The following is a 17,050-nucleotide window of genomic DNA, read 5'->3' as shown; positions in this document are numbered from 1 at the left end:
GGCCCGCGCGCGTTGCGAAACTTCCTACCCGCCAAACGATTAGGACTGTCATGCCCTCCGCTCAAATCATCGGCACCGGGGGATTCCAGCCCGGTGATCCCATCGACAACGCCACCATCGAGAAGTACGTCGGCCCGCTGCCTGAGGACGTGCTGTCCGGACTCACCATCGAGCAGCGTTTCTGGATGATCGACCCGGAAACCGGCGAACACCACGACAGCAATTCCGGCATGGCCTACAAGGCCGCCGTGCGGGCGCTGGAGACCGCGGGGATCGAGGCGGCGGAGGTGGATCTGATGATCCTGGCCACCGGCACGCCCGACTACACACTGCCGCCGTCGGTGAACCTGGTGCAGGAGCGGCTCGGCCTCGAGTCGGTCACCACGCTGGAGATCCGCTCCGGTGGGGCGGGCGCCGCGCACGGACTGGACCTCGCCCGGACCTACATCGAACAGGGCATCGTCACCACGGCCCTGGTGATCGGCGTGGAGGCCATCTCCCCGGCCATCGCGCCGGTCTTCCTGGAGACCGAACCGCACAAGATCCGCATGCGAGATCGCATGCCGCTGTACATGTTCGGTGACGGCGCCGGCGCGATCGTGCTGCGCGCGGGCGAGAGCGGCGGGCTGCGGCGGGGTGCGGCGCGGGCCATCGGTGGCAGCCGCAAGCCCGGCATCTGGGCGATCGGTGGCGGTACCCATGCGCCCCTGCTGCAGCAGCAACGCTCGAAGAAGCTGGTGGACCTGAAGGTCGATGTGGTCGGTGCGGGCGACTTCACGCCGGTGATGGTGTCGGAGGCGCTGACCCACACCCTCGCGGCGGCCGGCCTGGCCGCCGCGGACACCGACTGGTGCCTCATTCCCGAGGGCAATGCCGGCTGGATGCTGGACTCCATGCGCGAGGCCGGGGTGCAGACCGCCGAATGGGAGGCGTTGGAGGGCCGCATCTTCGACAACCTGGCCATGACCGGGGCGTGCGGGTGTGCCGCGGTACCGCTGTTCCTCGACGACGGCTGGCGCAACGGCCAGATCCAGCCCGGTCACCGCGTCGCCATCATCGGCGTGGAGGCCACCAAGTGGATGTATGCCGGAATCGTCTGCGACTGGACCGCTCCCACGCCCGCGGCATCGAGCAAAGTGCCGGCGTAATGGCTGATGTGATCGTCATCGGCAGTGGCCTCGGCGGCCTGTCCGCCGGGGCACTGCTGGCCCGCGCCGGCCTCGAGGTCGTGGTCGTCGAGCGCAACACCGCCCCCGGCGGTTACGCGCAGCCGTTCCGCCGGGGCCCGAATCTGTTCGATCCGGCAATCCATTTCACTATGGACGCCGGTCCCGGCGGATTCATCCCCGCCATGCTCGCCCATCTCGATGTCGCCGCCGGTGTCGAATTCCTCGAATTGCCACAGACATACCAGGCGCGGTTCCCGGGGCTCGTCATCGACGCGCCGCCCGGCCGGGACGCGTTCCTGGACCTGCATCAGCGGTTGTTCCCCACGCAGGCGGACGGTCTCGAGCGTCTGTTCGACCTGCGGCGAAACATGTTCACGCAGTTGGCTTCCCTGCCGCAGCAGGTCGGCACGGGCGGGCTGGAGGACGCGATGGCCGCCGCGCCCCTGGTCTTCCGGTATCGCATGTCGACCCTGGCCGACGTGCTCGCCGAATTCGTGGACGATCCCCGCTGTGCGGCGGCGCTGGGCAGCATCTGGCCCTACATCGGATCGCCGCCCTCGCGCATGTCGTTCCCGCTGTTCAACCAGATGCTCGAAACGCTGCATCACGGAACCTATTACCCCCGTGGCGGTTTCGGGACGCTCGTCGACGCTTTGTCCGCTGCCCTGGTCGCGAACGGCGGTGAGGTGCGGCTCGGTAGCGAGGTCGAGCGCATCCTGATCGAGGACGGCCGGGCCGCGGGCGTGGTCGTGGCGGGTGGTGAGGTGCTGCGGGCGCGGGCGGTGGTGTCGAACGCGGATGCGCGTCACACCTTCGGTGAGCTGGTCGGCTGGAATGCCGTGCCCGCGGTCCTGCGTCGCCGTCTCGATCGGTACCGCCTGGCACCGTCGGCCTTTGCGCTCTATGGCGCGCTCCGCGCCGATCCGCGTGAATTGGGTTTGTCGCACGAGGGTTTCGTGTTCGGGTCGTGGGACACCGACGCGATCTGGGCCGACGTGCAGGCGGCACGGCCGGGCGGCATCTGGGTCACCGTGCCCACCCTCGCCGATCCTGAACTCGCCGCGGAGGGCGGGCATCTGGCGGTGGTGACCAGCCTGGTCCGTGCGGACTCCGATTGCCGCTGGCCCGAGATCCGTGAAGAGCACGCGCGAGAGCTGCTCGGAGCGGTGGAGAATGGTGTGCCGGGTTTCCGCGACGCCTTCGAAACCATCGAAACCGCCACGCCGGATACGCTTTTCCGCTACAGCCGCAATGCGCGCGGCGCGGCCTACGGCTGGGAGAACACCCCGGCTCAGACCGCGAGCAAGCGCCTGGGCCATCGAACGCCGCTGCCGGGCCTGTATCTGTCGGGGCACTGGGCGGAGGAGGGCACGTCGTCGCTGCGGACCCTGACGTCCGGTCGCGCCACCGCCGCGCTGGTGGTCGCGGATCTCGAACACCCCACGGCGGTACCGGATTTCGGCGGTCCGTCATTCGTGGCGGAACTGGCGGCGGGTACGCCCGCCGCCGGCTGATCGCGGGACTCGGTTACCCGCGCAGTCCGCGGATGATCAGGTCCACCATCCTGGCGTAACTGCCTTCGGGATCGGGGGATCGCATGGCGCCGTTGAGCTCGAGTGAGACGGCGCCATGCAACGCGGACCAGACCTGCTGGGCCAGTTCCGCGGGGTCGCCGCCGGTGATCGTGCCGCGGCCGATGGCGTAGCCGATGTGCACGACCAGTTCGCCGAAGGCCCGGCCGGCGCTGTCCTGGACGGCTTCATTGGTGAAGTGCCGGCCGACGGATGCCGCGAACATGATCGAGTAGTGCTGCGGATGCTCGATCGCGAAGCGGCGGTAGCTGTCCGCGGCGGCACGCAGGCGGGCGATCGGGTCGGGATCGTCGGGCGTGGCCACCTCCGCTCGCAGCGCGTCGAAACCCCGGATCAGCAGTTCGCGCTCCAGGCCCTCCTTGCCGCCGAACCGGTTGTACACACCCGCCAGTGCGACGCGCGCTTCCGCGGCCACCGCGCGGACCGTCACGCCGTCCAGTCCATCGCGGACGAGGACGGCTTCGGCCGCGTCGACCAGGATGCGTTCGATGTCCTTGCTGGGAGTGCGGACACGATTGGCCATCGCGGTTCGGTCTCCTCTGTTCGATGTATCGGACTGTCACCCTAGCGCTTTCGCCCTGGTTGACGGTCTGCCCGAGCTGTTGTAGAACAATGTTCTGTAACTACAGTACACCGTTCCATGGGAGGGCGGCGTGAACACACCCACTGACGAACAGTCGCTGCTGCGGCAGCCCTCGACCGTTCCGACTCCTACGACATCGCCGGCACCGGCCGGCCCCCGGCGCTGGGTGGCTCTGGCCTTCATCTGCGTCAGCGTGCTGCTGGCCGTGGTGAACAGCACCGTCGTCAACATCGCGCTGCCGACGCTGGGGCGCGAGCTGGGCGCCTCGACAACCGCCATGCAGTGGATCGTCGACGCTTACACCCTGGTGTTCGCCGTCATGCTGCTCACCGGCGGCGGTCTCGGTGATCGCTTCGGGCGCAAGACCACACTGCACATCGGCCTGGTGCTCTTCGCGATCTTCTCGCTGGCCGCCGCGAACGCGGCATCGACCGGCCAGCTGATCGCGGCGCAGGCCGCGCTGGGATTGGCCGCGGCGCTGATCTATCCGGCCACCCTGGCCCTGCTGTCCACGATCTTCACCGATCGCAAGGAACGGGCTGCCGCGATCGGCATCTGGTCGGCGGTGTCGGGACTCGGCGCGGCGGTCGGGCCGGTCGCGGGCGGGCTGCTGCTGAAGCATTTCTCGTGGCACTCGGTCTTCCTGGTCAACCTGCCCCTGGTCGCGGTGGCGCTGGCCGGTGGCCTGGTGCTGCTGCCGAATTCGCGTGCCGTGCGCATCGGCCGATTCGACTTCCTGGGCGCGCTGCTGTCCATGGCCGGTGTGGGACTGCTCGTCCGCACGGTCATCGAGGCTCCGGACGAAGGCTGGTACTCGGTGCTCACGCTGGCCGGATTCTCCGGAGCCGCTGTGCTTTTCGCGCTCTTCGCGTGGTGGGAGTCGCACACCGACGAGCCGCTGCTGGATGTGAGCATCTTCCGCGACCGGCGCGTCACCGCGGCCTGCGTGGCGATCATGATGGCCTTCCTCGGGCTGCTCGGCTTCGTCTTCCTGATCACCCAGTACTTCCAGGCGATCCGCGGCTACGACAGTTTCAAAGCGGGTTTGGCGATTCTGCCGTTCGCCGCCGTCATGGGTGTGATGTCGCCCCTCGGCATGGCCTTGACGGTCAAGATCGGTCCGCGGATCGTCATCTGTCTCGGAATGCTCTCGCTCACCGCCGGTTTCGTGGTGACCACCCAGGTCACCGCCACGTCGGACTACTGGGGGCCGGTCGTCGCGTCGATGGCGCTGATGGCGGCGGGCCTGGCCTGGGGTACGGCGCCGGCCACCGAATCGATCATGAGCTCGCTGTCGGCCGACAAGTTCGGCGCGGGTTCGGCGGTCAACGACACCACGCGGGAAATCGGTGCGGCGCTGGGCATCGCGGTCATCGGGTCGGTGATGAACCAGGTCTTCGGTGACCGGATCACCACGGGCTTCGCGGCCCTGGGCATTCCGGCCGAACCGGCATCGAAGTCGCTGGTGTCCGCACTGGGCGTGGTGGGCCGCCTGAACGGACCCGTCGCCGGTCAGGCCTGGGAGACGACTCGGAACGCGTTCATGGATGCGCTGCACTCCGGTGCCGCGGCCGCGGCGGTAGCCACGGCCGGCGCGGCGGTCGTGGTGGGCATCCTGATGCCGAATCGGAGGGGATGAGGACGGTGTCCAAGCGGTACCCGGCCGAAGTCCGCGCGCGGGCATTGGCCTACGCCCTCGAGCACTTGGACGAGTACCCGTCGGTGTACGCCGCCGCGCAGGCGATCGGACCCACGATGAGCGTGCATCCGGCCAGCCTGCGCCAGTGGATCCTCGCGGCGCGCGGGCCCGAGGACGAAAGCGAGGAGCTCGCGCGGTTGCGCCGCGAGAACAGGGAGCTGCGGCACGCCAATGCGATCCTGAAACTGGCCTCGGCGTATTTCGCGCAGGAGATGGTCTCCGAATCGGTCTGTCCCGCCACTTTCGATCCGCTCGGCGAGCGGGTCGAGGCGATCGAAGACCTGCAGGAAGAAATGCGCGACGAATAGTTGGACGCTCGTCCGGCGAAAAGTGCAGCCGTAGTCCCGAACAGGGGCTACGGCCATTTCGCTATGGTTTTTCTTTTCTGTTCGACGAGCTGATGTTGGGTCGGAATTAACTCGTCCGACAAGTGCGGAAGACTTAATTCGGTGCAATACTCGCTGCAGGCAACGTGAACGGCGCAGTGCGGCGCCGGATTCCCCTGCCTTTCCCTTTGTGTCCCGGTCGAATATTTCTCGAGGGGCGGCATGCTCAACTCCAGCAAACCCATTCTGATCATCGGCGGTGGCATCGGCGGCGCGGCCGCCGGCGTCGCACTGCGGCAAGCCGGCCTCGACGCCGTCGTGTACGAGGCGCGTACGCAGCGCGGCACCCGCTACGGCGGCTGCTATGTGCTCTGGTACGCGGGCCGTCGGTCGCTGCGCCGGCTCGGCCTGGGCGACAAGGTCGCCGCCGCCGGTCACCGCATGGATCGGTTCGAGATGTGCGACGACCGTGGCCGCCTGCTGTACCGCGTCGATATGAACCATCGGTCCGTGGATCCCGAGCTGCGGCCGCTGGCCATCCGTCGTGCCGACCTCGTCGACCTGCTGCACAACGAGCTGGGATCCGAAGCGCTGCAGCTGAATTCGACGATGCGTGAATTCAGCGAGTCGGCGCGCGGAGTACAGGCGACCTTCACCGACGGCCGGGTCGAGCACGGATCGGTGCTGGTCGGTGCGGACGGACTGCAGTCGAGAGTCCGTGCCCACCTGCACGGTTCGGCGACGCCGCGCCACCCGGGCTATGCCCACTGGTCGGGCATCGCCGAATCCGATTGCGGCGCACCGAAACACACCTTCCGCATCATGCACGGCCGGGCTGCTCGGTTCGCGTTCTTCCAGCTCGGCGATGGAAAGGCCTGCTGGTGGGCGACCCGCAAGGCGCCCGCGGGGGCCGATGGCGACCATCTGGGGGAGCGACATGCCCTCGAAATGGCCTACCGCGACTGGCATCCGCTGGCCGGCGCACTGCTCGCCGCCACGGATCCGGCCACGCTGCACCGCCGCGACACCCTCGACCGTCCGCCGCTGCGGCAGTGGGGCCGGGGCCGGGTGACCCTACTCGGTGACGCCGCCCATGCCATGACCTTCGACCTCGGGCAGGGGGCGGGCACCTCGCTCACCGATGGTGTGACCCTTGCCCATCACCTGACGCGGGCGCAGGCGCCCCTGGCGGGACTGCGTGAATACGAGCGCGTCCGGCGGTCGGTGACCGTGCCCCTGGCCGTCGCCTCCCGTCAGATCGGCGCCGGCACCGCCTGGGGCGGGCCGCTCGGCCCGCGTCTGAACCACGCCATCCTGCGCACGGTCGGTGCCCGGATCACCCCCGCCCTGCTCGAACTGGACGCCCGCAGCCATCTCGCACTCGAAACGGAGCCGGCTCATGCCGAATAAGACCTCGACCACCGAACAGAACCGGGCGCTCATGGAGCGCTACATCCAGAAAGCCTGGAACGAAGGCGATTGGAGTGTCGCCGAAGAGCTCATCGATCCGAACGCGGTCTTCCACGACCAGGTCCGCGAGGGCAAGTTGCCCCCGGGACGCGAGGGGGTGCGAGCCGCCATGGACATGATCCGCATCGGCATGCCCGATTTCGTCATGGATCTGCAGGAGATCATCGCCGATCGCGACCTGGTGGTGATCCGCTGGCGCGCGACCGGCACGCACGCGGGCATTTTCAACGGGCTGCCGGCCACCAATCGGGTGGTGTCGCTGTACGCGATCAGCATTGTCCGCTTCGAGGACGGCAGGATCGTCGAGGGCTGGCAGGAGGCCGACCAGCTGGGCATGGGCCGCGAACTCGGCATGGTCCCCAAGTCCGACATGCCGCGGCCGCTCGCCGGCCTGCTCGCCTTCGGCATCCGTACCCGCGATCGCCTGGTGGGTGCGCGATGAAACTCGACGGCAAGATCGCTCTGGTCACCGGCGGCGCGCGCGGCATCGGCCGCGCCATCTGCCTGGCGCTGGCCGACGAAGGCGCGGACGTGGCGGTGAACTACCGCGCGAGCGACGCGGCGGCCAAGGAACTCGCCGCGGAGATCGAGAGCCGCGGCCGCCGGGCCATTGCCGTCGGTGGTGACGTCTCCGATCCGGCTGCCGCGGAACAGATGGCGGCACACGCGATCTCGGAGCTGGGCGGACTGCACATCCTGGTCAACAATGCCGGCATCGCCAACGACAGGCTCATCTACCACATGAGCGCCGATGACTGGCGCGCCGTGATGGACGTGAACTTCGGCGGGGTGTTCAACGGCACCAAGTCGGTGCTCGGGCACTTCATGGCCCAGCGCGAGGGCTCCATCGTCAACATCTCGTCGGTGATGGGCGAGCGCGGCTGGGTCGGGCAGTCCAACTACTCCGCGTCCAAGGGTGCTGTCAACGCCTTCACTCGTTGCGCCGCAGTCGAATTCGCCCGCTTCGGCATCCGTGTGAATGCGGTGTTGCCCGGGTTCACTCCCACCGACCTGGTCGCGGAGCTGGTCGACAAGGGCGGCAAGGGCATCAAGAAGCAGGTCCCGATGCGTGGCTTCGCCCGGGTCGAGGACGTCGCCGGGATGGTCGTCCACCTGGCCGGGCCCGATGCCGCCTACACGACCGGCGCGACCATCGCCGTCGACGGCGGCGCCGGCGCGCAGCTCGGCCTCGGCCGCCCCGAATGGTAAGCCGCACAACCCATTTCCACCCTGTGAAGAAGTAAGGAAGTTCCGATGAACGACACCATGTTCGCCCAGGTCCGCACCGCCGTCGCCGAGGCTCTCGGCATCGAGGAGGACGAGGTGACCGCCGACGCGTCCCTGCTCGACGAGCTCGGCGCCGAGTCCATCGATCTGCTCGACATCCTGTTCCGCATCGAACGCCTCACCGGCACCAAGATCACCGTCGCCGAGCTGTCCAACTACGTGCAGGGCGGCATCCCGGACGAGGAGTTCGGCGATGAGGAAGCCAACGTCATCACCGAGGCCGGCATGGCTCAGCTGAAGAAGGTCATGCCGCAGCTGGCCGAGATGGATCTGGACGGCAAGCTCCGGCCCGAACGGGTGATGAGCCTGTTCACCGTCGCCAACCTGGTCGCGCTGGTGGAGACCCGCGCCGCTGTCACCGCCTGAGCGCCATGCGTTTCCACCTGATCGACCGGATCGACGACTACGAACCGAGTACCCGGGTCCGCGGCCGCAAGCTGGTCTCCGCGGCGGAACCGGGTCTGCGCGACACGGCGGCCGGACCGGTGCTCGAGGCTCCGCTCGTCCTCGAGGCGCTGTGCCAGGCCGGTACCTGGCTGATCATGCTCTCCACCGAGCGCCGCAAGCGCGCGGCGCTGCTGCAGATCGGCAGCGTCGAGTTCCTGGGTTTCGCCCGGCCGGGCGATGAGGTGGTCCTCGACGGCGTCGTCGAATCCATGTCCGACGAAATGGCCGTGCTCTCGGGCACGGCCACCGTCGGCGGCGTGCTGATCATGCGCGCCACCGACGTCATGTGCGCCCTGATCGACGCGGTCGACCTGGCCGACGACGCGGACTCCGTCCGCCTGCTGGAAGGACTGGTGCGCTCGTGAGGCGAGTCGCGATCACCGGAATCGGGGCGGTGACGCCCGTCGGCAACGATGCCGGCACCACATGGAATGCTTTGCGGGAGGGCCGATCCGGAGTCGGCCGGATCACGGTCTTCGACGCCTCCAGCTTCGCGGTACAGATCGCGGGCATGGTGAAGGACTTCGACGCCGAGTCGGCCATCCCCGATCCGGCACTGCGGCGCAACCTGTCGCGTCCCGGTGCCTTCGGAGTCGCCGCCGCCCTGGAAGCCCTCGCCGACGCGGGCCTGCCGGGCGGCGGCGACTACCACCCGGCCGAGCGCGGTGTCAGCGTCGGCGCCACGGTAGGCCGGCCGGCCCTCGACGAGATGGCCGAGATCTTTCATCGGCTCCGCGAATCGCTGCCGCTGTACCGGCAGCCGATCGAGCATGTGCTCGAACGCGATCAGAACACGCCCGCGGCCGCTATCGCGCGGGCCGGTGGCTGCGCCGGCCCGATGGTCGGTGTCTCCACCGCATGCACCGCCTCCGGTCACGCCCTCGGCGAGGCCTATCGGATCGTCCAGGAGGGCGAGGCCCGCATGATGCTGGCCGGCGGTTACGACTCGCTGATCTCCTGGCTCGACGTGCTCGGCTTCTCCCTGCTGGGTGCGCTCACCACCGACCACGACGACGAGCCCCAGCGGGCATCGCGACCGTTCAGCGACGACCGGTCCGGCTTCGTGCTCGGTGAGGGTGCGGTGATGTTCGTGCTCGAGGACCTCGAGTCGGCACGCGCCCGCGGCGCACACGTCCATGCGGAGATCGTCGGGTACGCGGCCACCATGAACGCCTACCGGATGACCGACCCGCCGCCGGACGGCGGCGGCGTCAGCCTGGCGATGGCGCAGGCCCTGGAAGACGCGGGCCTGCCGCCCTCGGAGGTCGGATACATTGCCGCGCACGGCACTTCGACGCCGGGCAACGACATCTGCGAGACGAAGGCCATCAAGGACGTGTTCGGTGAGCACGCCCAGCGAGTGGCCATCAGCTCGGTGAAGTCGATGATCGGCCACCTCACCGCGGCCGCCGCCGGTGCCGGACTGCTGGGCGCGCTCGGTGTGCTGCGCACCGGATACGCGCCACCCACCATCAATCTCGACCGCCCCGATCCCGCGCTCGATCTGAACTACGTCGCGAACGCGGCGCAGGCGATCGACACGGACACGGTGATGGTCAACGCATTCGCGTTCGGCGGCACCAACGCCTGCCTGATCCTGCGGAAGGACACGCCATGATCGCCCGCACGGCGGCCGCGCCGGCACTCGTCGGCCTGGACCGCATCGTCGACCTCACGGCGGGCCGCACCGCCGCGGCGGTGCGCAATGTGCCCAGCACGCTCGCCCTCTTCGACAGTCACTTCCCGCGCTTCCCGGTCCTGCCGGGCGTGCTGATCCTCGGCTCGCTCGGCGAGCTCGCCGCCCTGCTGATGTCGGAAACAGTCGGGGGCGCATGGGAATTGGCGGCAGCGCGCACGATCCGGTACCGCCACTTCGTCCGGCCCGGGGACAGCATGCACCTGCACGTCGACCTGCTGGAGCCCGGTGTCTGCGCCGGCCGGGTCCTGGTGGACGGCAAGCGTGTGACAACCGTCGGCCGCCTGGAGCTTTCGGCGGCGGAAGCCGGGGGTGTCCGATGAAACGCGTCGTCATCACGGGTATCGGGCTGGTCACCGGCCTCGGTGTCGGTACCGCGGAGACCTGGAAAGGGCTGCTGGACGGCCGCAGCGCGGTCGGCGACCTCCGCGGCTTCGACGCGAGTTCGCTGCGCTCGCGGCTGGGCGCCGAAGTGGCCGACTTCGAGCCCGCACAGTTCGCGGCGAACCGGCGAGTGCTGCGGAACATGACGCGCAACGACCAATTCGGTGTCGCCGGTGCCGCTTTGGCGCTCGCGGATGCGGACCTGCCGATCGCCGACCCGGATCGCGCCGGGCTGTTCCTGGGTGGCAACAAGGAGATTTCCGAGCCCGCCAAGGTACTCGACGCGGTGCTGCTCGCCCGCAACCCCGATGGCAGCGCAGATCTGGCACGCATGGGCACCGACGGCGCGGCGGCCTTCTACCCCCTGTTCTACGTCGAGGGATTGCAGGCAGCGGCACTCTTCTACATCTCCCAGGCACACGGATTGCGGGGCACCAACACGTATTTCGCGGGTACCGCCGAGGCCGGCGCCACCGCGATCGGCCGCGCCTTCCGCGCGATGCGCCGCGGTGAGGCCACCATGGCGGTCGCGGGTGGCTTCGACGACCCGACCTCGTGGTGGAGCATGACGAAGCTGGATCCGATGGGGGTGCTCAGTCCCCGGAACGAACTCGGCGCCGCGGCGGTCCGGCCCTTCGACAGCGCGCGTGACGGCTTCGCACCCGGTGACGGCGCGGCGTTCGTCGTGCTCGAGGACGCCGACGCGGCGGTCGAGCGCGGAGCGTCCATCTATGCCGAGATCATCGGCTTCGGGCGAGGATTCGCACAGCCGGGCGCCGGCGATCCAGCTGCCGGGGCCGGCGCCGCAGGAGCGATCGGCTCCGCGTTGCGCGAGGCCGGAATCGAACCGGACGCCATCGATTGCGTCGTCGCCGAGGGCGCGGCGGTGCCCGGCGTCGACACTGCCGAAATCGAGGCGCTGCGTACGGTTTTCGGCCCCCGCCTGGAACAGCTCCCGGTGACTGCGGTCACCGCGGCCGCCGGCCATCTGATGGCGGGTGCGGGCGCCCTCAATGCGGCGGTGGCCGCGTTGATCGTCCGGCACGGTGCGGTGCCGCCGATCGCCACGCTGACCGATCCGGACCCCGCCTGCGCCGGTCCGCGCTGGGTCACCGACCCGGGTCACGAGCAGCCGGTCGGGCACGCCCTGGCCCTGGCCCGTGGCTTCCAGGGCCAGCACGTCGCTCTGGTCCTCCGTGCACACACAGCAAGGACTCCGCAGTCATGAACACCGCAGTCGCCACTACCCCTGCCCCCTGCCGCATCGCCGTGGTCGGTGTCGGCGCCATCACCTCCCAGGGCCCCACCGCGGCAGACCTGTGGCTCGGCGCGAGCGCGGGCCGGGTGGCCATCCGCCCGGTCGAGCTCATGTCGATGGACGGGTTCCGCACCCGGCTGGCCGGCGAGGTCGTCAGTCCGTACACCACCAAGCACGATGTCGGCTATCCCGAGGGATTCGTCGATCGCGCACTGGATTTCGCTCTGGTTGCCGCCGAGGAAGCCATGGAATCGGTGGGGGAGATCGAGCAGGTCGTGTCCGCCGAACGGTTCGGCGTCGTCCTCGGCACCTGCAATGCCGGACTGCTCAGCGCCCGGCACTGGTACCGCGGCCGCGATCGCGGCGAGACCGTCGATCCGCGCGTGCTGCTCTTCACACCGCCGCAGGCGCTGGCGGAGGCCGTCGCCGGAGCGTTCGGCGCGCGGGGCCCGGTGCTGTCGGTCAACACGGCGTGCGCGGCCGGCGCGAACGCGGTCGGTTACGCCGCGGATCTGATTCGAGCCGGGCGGGCCGATGCGGTGCTCGCCGGCGGCACCGACGCGCTGTCGGATGTCCTGGTGGCGGGATTCAACTCGCTCGAGTCCCTGTCCCCGGTCCCCGCCGCACCGTATTCCAAAGACCGGCAGGGACTTTCACTCGGCGAGGGCAGCGGCATGCTGGTGCTGGTCCGCGCGGACCTGGCGCCCCGGCTCGGGCGGCCGATCCTCGCGGAGGTGGCGGGACTCGGGCTGTCGGCCGACGGCTATCACGCCACCGCGCCCCGCCCGGACGGCACCGGCGCCGCCCGGGCGATCCAGGCCTCGCTGCGCGCGGCGGGCCTGGCGCCCGCGGATGTCGTCTACGTGAACAGCCACGGCACCGGCACCGCGAAGAACGATCCGGCCGAGACCATGGCCATGAAGGTGGGCCTGGGCGAGGCCAGCAGCGCGGTCTCGATCAGCAGTACCAAGTCCATGATCGGCCATCTGCTCGGCGCCGCGGGCGCGGTCGAGGCGATCGTCACCGTGAAGGCGATCGAGGAACAGCTCGCCCCGCCCACCGCGAGTTACACCCCGGGCGATCCTGACTGCGATCTCGACTACACGCCGAATATCCCACGCAGCATGGACATTCCGGTCGCCATGTCCAACAACTTCGCCTTCGGCGGTGCGAACGCGTCGCTGGTGCTGACCTGTGACTCCGCGGTGCCCGCCACCCCGGTTCCCGATCGCGTGGTGATCACCGGGATCGGCGCGCTGACCTGTGCCGGTGTGGGGGCGAAATCACTGAGAGAAGCCTTCGCGCAACAGCTTCGGTGCACGACGGACGAATCCGGCACTCGCCTCGGCCGGGTTCCGCTCGACGCGAGCGAGTTCCTCTCGGCGAAGGTGCGGCGCCGGATGGATCGGCTGGGCATCTTCAGCGTGATCGCCTCGCGCCTCGCGCTCGAGGACGGCCGATTGACGCTCGACGACGGCAACCGCACGCGCGTGGGCACGGTGCTCGGGACGGGCATCGGGCCGATGGACGCCATGGAGGCCTTCGCCCGGCCGCTGTTCGACAACGGCCCCCGGGCCGCCAGCCCCGCGCTGTTCCCGAACACCGTCTACAACGCCGCCACGGGACAGGTCACCATGCATGTGGGCGCGGTCGGACCCACCACCACGGTGACCACCGGCCACGCCGCGGGAGCCGCCGCGCTCGCCTACGCCTTCGACATCCTCGCCCGCGACGAGGCCGACAGCATGCTGGCCATCGCGGCCGACACCCTCACCGACACGGTCGTCGATGCCTACCGCGCGATCGGGCCGATGGCCACCGCGGGATTCGGGATCGCCGAGGCCGGCATCGCGGTGCTGCTGGAACGGGCGAGCGCTGCGGCGGCCCGCGGTGCGACCGCCTGTGCCGAGCTGCTCGGCTACGGAATCGCCTCGGACGCACGGGGAGTCGGTCGGTGGGACCGCGACGGCGATGGCGTCGAGCGGGCGATCCGCGCGGCCCTCGAGCAGGCCGGCGTGGAGCCGCACGGCGTGCGCGCGGTGTGGACCAACAGCATTGGTGTCCCGGCCGCAGACGAGCCCGAAAATGCGGCTCTGGCAAGGGTATTCGCGGGGCCACCAACGCCCGCGCGGTTCGATCCGAAACGGTTGTTCGGTGAGCCCATCGGTGCGGGTGCGCCGCTGGCGCTGGCCCTGGCCACCGCGGGCCCCGGCCTGGACGGGCCGACGCTGGTGCTCAGCAGCTCGCTGGGTGGCACGCACATCGCTCTCGTCGTCGGGCCGGTCCTATGACGCGCAGGGCTCGACCGCTCGCCCAGCAGGTCGAACTCGGCGGCGTGCAATTGGGGTACGGCGAGCTGGCCGGTGACGGGCCACCGCTGGTGCTGCTGCACGGTGTCGGCGCGCGCTGGCAGGTGTACAGCCCACTGATGGTGGCCCTGTCCGACCACTACGCCCAGTACGCGCCCGATCTGCGCGGCCACGGCGTCTCGGGGCGGTCCGCCGACTACGGCATCGGTGATTTCGCCGATGACGTCATCCATTTCATCGACAGCGTCGTCGGTGAACCCGCGCACCTCTACGGGCACTCGCTCGGCGGCTGGGTCGCACTGACCGTGGCCGCCCGGCGGCCGGATCTGGTCCGGTCGCTGGTCATCGCGGATTCCGGCATCTATCCCGCCGACATCCCGCGGGAGACGGCGCTGCTGTGGCTGGCCGGTCTGCCACTGGCGCTGCGCTCGCTGGCGAAGTCCCTGGACCAGTTCGACGCGCAGGTGCTCACCCAGTACCACGACGGGCGGATGACCCGTGACTACGACCCGGACGAACTGCTGGTCCGAGTCCGGTGTCCCGCCTTGCTGATCCAGGGCGACGCCTCGCGCGGCGCGTTCATGTCGGACAACGATGTCCGGCGCGCGACCGCGTCGCTCGCCGACGTCCGGCACGTGCATATCGAAGGCGTCGGACACGGCCTGCACATCGAGGACACCACCGGTATTGCCGACACCCTGTGCGAATTCCATCGAACCATCTCGTCGATCAGGAGCTGACCATGCCCACCTTCGTCGACCGTGCGAAGAACTTCTTCCCGTCGCTGATCATCCGCTCACCGTTGCACAGCCTCATGAGCGCGAAATACGGCATTCTGACCTTCACCGGACGCAAGTCGGGCCGAATCTATTCGACGCCGATGGCCTATGTGCGCGAGGGCAATCGCGTTCTGCTGTCCACGGATTCGCCGTGGCACCGCAATCTGACGGGCGGCGCGCCGGTCACGCTGCTGCTGCGCGGCCGCACGGTCGAGGGTGTGGCCACCCCGGTGTCCGACCCGGCCGAAGGCGCGGCCATCCTGCGCACCCTCGTCGACGCCATTCCCTCCTACGCGGGTCCGGCGGAGTTGGCCACCGAGAACGGCCGGGTGCCGGACGCCGAGATCGCCCGCGCGGTCACCACCGGCGGCCGGGTCAGCATCGCGGTGGAACTGGGTGCGGGGCAATGACGATCGGCCGGGTCATCGTCGCGGGCGCCGGAATCGGCGGACTGACCACCGCCATTGCCCTGCGCAGGGTCGGCATCGATGCCGTGGTCGTCGAGAAGGTCGGCAAGGCGGAGGATCTCGCCAAGGGCGCGGGAGTGCACCTGTGGGCCAATGCCCTACGGGCCCTTCAGCATGTGGACCTCGCCGGCCGCGTGGCCGCGATCGGTACCGAGGTCACCGCACATCGCTACCTGGACTGGCGGGGCCGCCGGCTCGGCGGGCTCGACCTGGCGACGCTGGGCGGCGAGATCGGTGCCCCCTCGGTCGGTGTGAGCCGCCCGGAGCTGCATCGCCTGCTGCTCGAATCCGCCGGCGCGGATGCGTTGCGCCTGGGTGTCGAGGTGATCGGCTTCGAACAGAACACCCGGCGGGTGCTGGTCCGGCTCGCGGACGGCAGCAGCGTGGAGGGCGATGTGCTGGTCGGCGCGGACGGCATATCATCGATCGTTCGCCGCCAGCTGCACGGGCCCGCCCAGCCGCACTACTCCGGGATAACCGCCTGGCGCGGCATCACCGATTACACCGATCCGGAGATGCCGCTGGGGGAGATGCGGATCTACTGGGGTCCGGGCGCTCGGATACTCCACTACAACGTCAGCGGCGGGCGCCTGTACTGGCTCGCACTCGTGAAGTCCCCACCCCGGGTGCCGGATCCGGCCGAGGGCCGCAAGGCCGCCGTGCTGGAGGTCTACCGGGGCTGGCCCGCCCACATTCAGCGCATGCTCGCCGCCACCGCACCGGAAGCGATTCTGCGCACCGATATCGTCGATCGGGATCCCCTGCCGCACTGGGGATTCGACCGCGTGACCCTGCTCGGGGACGCCGCCCACCCGATGACGCCCGACATGGCGCAGGGCGCCGGGCAGGCGATCGAGGACGCGGTGTGCCTGTCGCGCGTCCTGGTCTCGGCCACCGATCCCGTTGCCGCGCTGCGGGAATACGAGCGGCGTCGCATCGGCCGCGCCAACGAGTTCGTCAAGACCTCGCGCATCGTGAGCCGTATGAGCCTGCTCGAGGCCGCACCACTGCGCGCGGTCCGGGACAACGTCGTGCTGCGCACCGTCTACGCCATGCAATCCGCCGGCCGGGCCCGCGCCGATCTCATTCCGCAGTTGTAGAAAGGAACCAGTCCATGTCGATCGAAAACCAGACCCGCCCGGCCGGAGTCGAGGCGCCGGTCTTCACACCGGCCACGCGGCGCATCGCCGGAATCCTGTTGCTGATCATGGTCGGCGTGGAATTCGGCGGATACTTCCTCACCCAGGTCGACACCGGCAAGGTGCCGCAGACCACATTCCAGGAGAGCTTCGAGCGCGCCGGTCACGCGCACGCGGGTGTGCTGCTCATCCTCGCGCTGATCTCGTTGATCCTCACCGACTCCGTGCGGCTGACCGGATGGTTCGGCCTCGTCACCCGGCTGGCGACCCCGGCCGCGGCCGTGCTGATCTCGGCGGGATTCTTCCTGTCGGCGATCGGCGACGGGCGTACCCAGCCGAACTCCCTGGTGGTGTTGCTCTGGCTCGGTGTGGCCAGCCTGACCGCCGGACTGGTCAGCCTCGGCGTGGCGCTGCTGCGCCGCTAGCCGTTTCGAATCCCTCGTCT

Annotated in this window: 18 protein-coding genes; 17 read left to right on the top strand and 1 reads right to left on the bottom strand. The window is 69.5% G+C overall.

Translation table 11 applies throughout. From position 1 onward, the window contains the following. Positions 1–50: 50 nt before the first annotated feature. A complete protein-coding gene (locus ACWEQQ_RS12320; protein ID WP_452348241.1) occupies positions 51–1,148 on the top strand; it encodes a 3-oxoacyl-ACP synthase III family protein in 1,098 nt (365 codons plus the stop codon). Next, positions 1,148–2,683: a phytoene desaturase family protein gene (locus ACWEQQ_RS12315; protein WP_452348240.1), complete on the top strand. Its 1,536-nt coding sequence runs from the start codon at positions 1,148–1,150 to the stop codon at positions 2,681–2,683. Before ACWEQQ_RS12320 ends, ACWEQQ_RS12315 begins: the two co-directional genes overlap by 1 nt. Positions 2,684–2,696: 13 nt before the next feature. On the opposite strand, the gene ACWEQQ_RS12310 is transcribed toward ACWEQQ_RS12315, so the two are convergent. Continuing rightward, complete coding sequence (locus ACWEQQ_RS12310) at positions 2,697–3,284, bottom strand: TetR-like C-terminal domain-containing protein (protein ID WP_452345556.1); 588 nt, start codon at positions 3,282–3,284, stop codon at positions 2,697–2,699. A gap of 130 nt (positions 3,285–3,414) precedes the next feature. Here ACWEQQ_RS12310 and ACWEQQ_RS12305 point away from each other — a divergent pair, with 130 nt between their 5' ends. The 15 genes from ACWEQQ_RS12305 (at position 3,415) to ACWEQQ_RS12235 (ending at position 17,030) form a co-directional block, all read left to right on the top strand. Continuing rightward, complete coding sequence (locus ACWEQQ_RS12305; RefSeq protein ID WP_452345555.1) at positions 3,415–4,983, top strand: DHA2 family efflux MFS transporter permease subunit; 1,569 nt, start codon at positions 3,415–3,417, stop codon at positions 4,981–4,983. 5 nt (positions 4,984–4,988) lie between these two features. Continuing rightward, positions 4,989–5,351: a transposase gene (locus ACWEQQ_RS12300; RefSeq protein ID WP_452345554.1), complete on the top strand. Its 363-nt coding sequence runs from the start codon at positions 4,989–4,991 to the stop codon at positions 5,349–5,351. A gap of 240 nt (positions 5,352–5,591) precedes the next feature. After that, positions 5,592–6,779, top strand: a complete 1,188-nt coding sequence (locus ACWEQQ_RS12295; RefSeq protein ID WP_452345553.1) for an FAD-dependent oxidoreductase — start codon at positions 5,592–5,594, stop codon at positions 6,777–6,779. Beyond that, the gene (locus tag ACWEQQ_RS12290) at positions 6,769–7,281 is read left to right on the top strand and encodes an ester cyclase (RefSeq protein ID WP_452345552.1); all 513 of its coding nucleotides are present in this window, start codon (positions 6,769–6,771) and stop codon (positions 7,279–7,281) included. The genes ACWEQQ_RS12295 and ACWEQQ_RS12290 overlap by 11 nt, the downstream gene beginning before the upstream one ends. Further along, positions 7,278–8,048, top strand: coding sequence for a 3-oxoacyl-ACP reductase family protein (locus tag ACWEQQ_RS12285; RefSeq protein WP_452348239.1), 771 nt, complete (start codon positions 7,278–7,280; stop codon positions 8,046–8,048). Before ACWEQQ_RS12290 ends, ACWEQQ_RS12285 begins: the two co-directional genes overlap by 4 nt. A 45-nt stretch (positions 8,049–8,093) precedes the next feature. Further along, the gene (locus ACWEQQ_RS12280; RefSeq protein WP_452341230.1) at positions 8,094–8,492 is read left to right on the top strand and encodes an acyl carrier protein; all 399 of its coding nucleotides are present in this window, start codon (positions 8,094–8,096) and stop codon (positions 8,490–8,492) included. 5 nt (positions 8,493–8,497) lie between these two features. Further along, positions 8,498–8,938 (top strand): hypothetical protein, encoded by a 441-nt coding sequence (locus ACWEQQ_RS12275; protein WP_452348238.1) that lies wholly within the window; start codon positions 8,498–8,500, stop codon positions 8,936–8,938. After that, positions 8,935–10,191 (top strand): beta-ketoacyl-[acyl-carrier-protein] synthase family protein, encoded by a 1,257-nt coding sequence (locus ACWEQQ_RS12270; RefSeq protein WP_452341232.1) that lies wholly within the window; start codon positions 8,935–8,937, stop codon positions 10,189–10,191. Before ACWEQQ_RS12275 ends, ACWEQQ_RS12270 begins: the two co-directional genes overlap by 4 nt. Continuing rightward, a complete protein-coding gene (locus ACWEQQ_RS12265; protein WP_452341233.1) occupies positions 10,188–10,592 on the top strand; it encodes a 3-hydroxyacyl-ACP dehydratase FabZ family protein in 405 nt (134 codons plus the stop codon). The genes ACWEQQ_RS12270 and ACWEQQ_RS12265 overlap by 4 nt, the downstream gene beginning before the upstream one ends. Next, positions 10,589–11,881, top strand: a complete 1,293-nt coding sequence (locus ACWEQQ_RS12260) for a beta-ketoacyl-[acyl-carrier-protein] synthase family protein (RefSeq protein WP_452348237.1) — start codon at positions 10,589–10,591, stop codon at positions 11,879–11,881. The genes ACWEQQ_RS12265 and ACWEQQ_RS12260 overlap by 4 nt, the downstream gene beginning before the upstream one ends. Next, a complete protein-coding gene (locus ACWEQQ_RS12255) occupies positions 11,878–14,202 on the top strand; it encodes a beta-ketoacyl synthase N-terminal-like domain-containing protein (protein WP_452348236.1) in 2,325 nt (774 codons plus the stop codon). Before ACWEQQ_RS12260 ends, ACWEQQ_RS12255 begins: the two co-directional genes overlap by 4 nt. Further along, positions 14,199–14,960, top strand: coding sequence for an alpha/beta fold hydrolase (locus tag ACWEQQ_RS12250; protein WP_452341236.1), 762 nt, complete (start codon positions 14,199–14,201; stop codon positions 14,958–14,960). The genes ACWEQQ_RS12255 and ACWEQQ_RS12250 overlap by 4 nt, the downstream gene beginning before the upstream one ends. Before the next feature lie 2 nt (positions 14,961–14,962). Next, positions 14,963–15,409, top strand: coding sequence for a nitroreductase/quinone reductase family protein (locus ACWEQQ_RS12245; protein ID WP_452341237.1), 447 nt, complete (start codon positions 14,963–14,965; stop codon positions 15,407–15,409). Then, positions 15,406–16,566: an FAD-dependent monooxygenase gene (locus ACWEQQ_RS12240; protein ID WP_452341238.1), complete on the top strand. Its 1,161-nt coding sequence runs from the start codon at positions 15,406–15,408 to the stop codon at positions 16,564–16,566. The genes ACWEQQ_RS12245 and ACWEQQ_RS12240 overlap by 4 nt, the downstream gene beginning before the upstream one ends. A 14-nt stretch (positions 16,567–16,580) precedes the next feature. Further along, entirely contained in the window at positions 16,581–17,030 is a 450-nt protein-coding gene (locus ACWEQQ_RS12235) for a hypothetical protein (RefSeq protein WP_452341239.1), read from the top strand. Positions 17,031–17,050 lie beyond the last annotated feature (20 nt).

This window comes from Nocardia sp. NPDC004123 (genome assembly GCF_053603795.1).
Note: the sequence above shows the minus strand (reverse complement) of the source record. Positions and strands in the feature narration are given on the sequence as shown.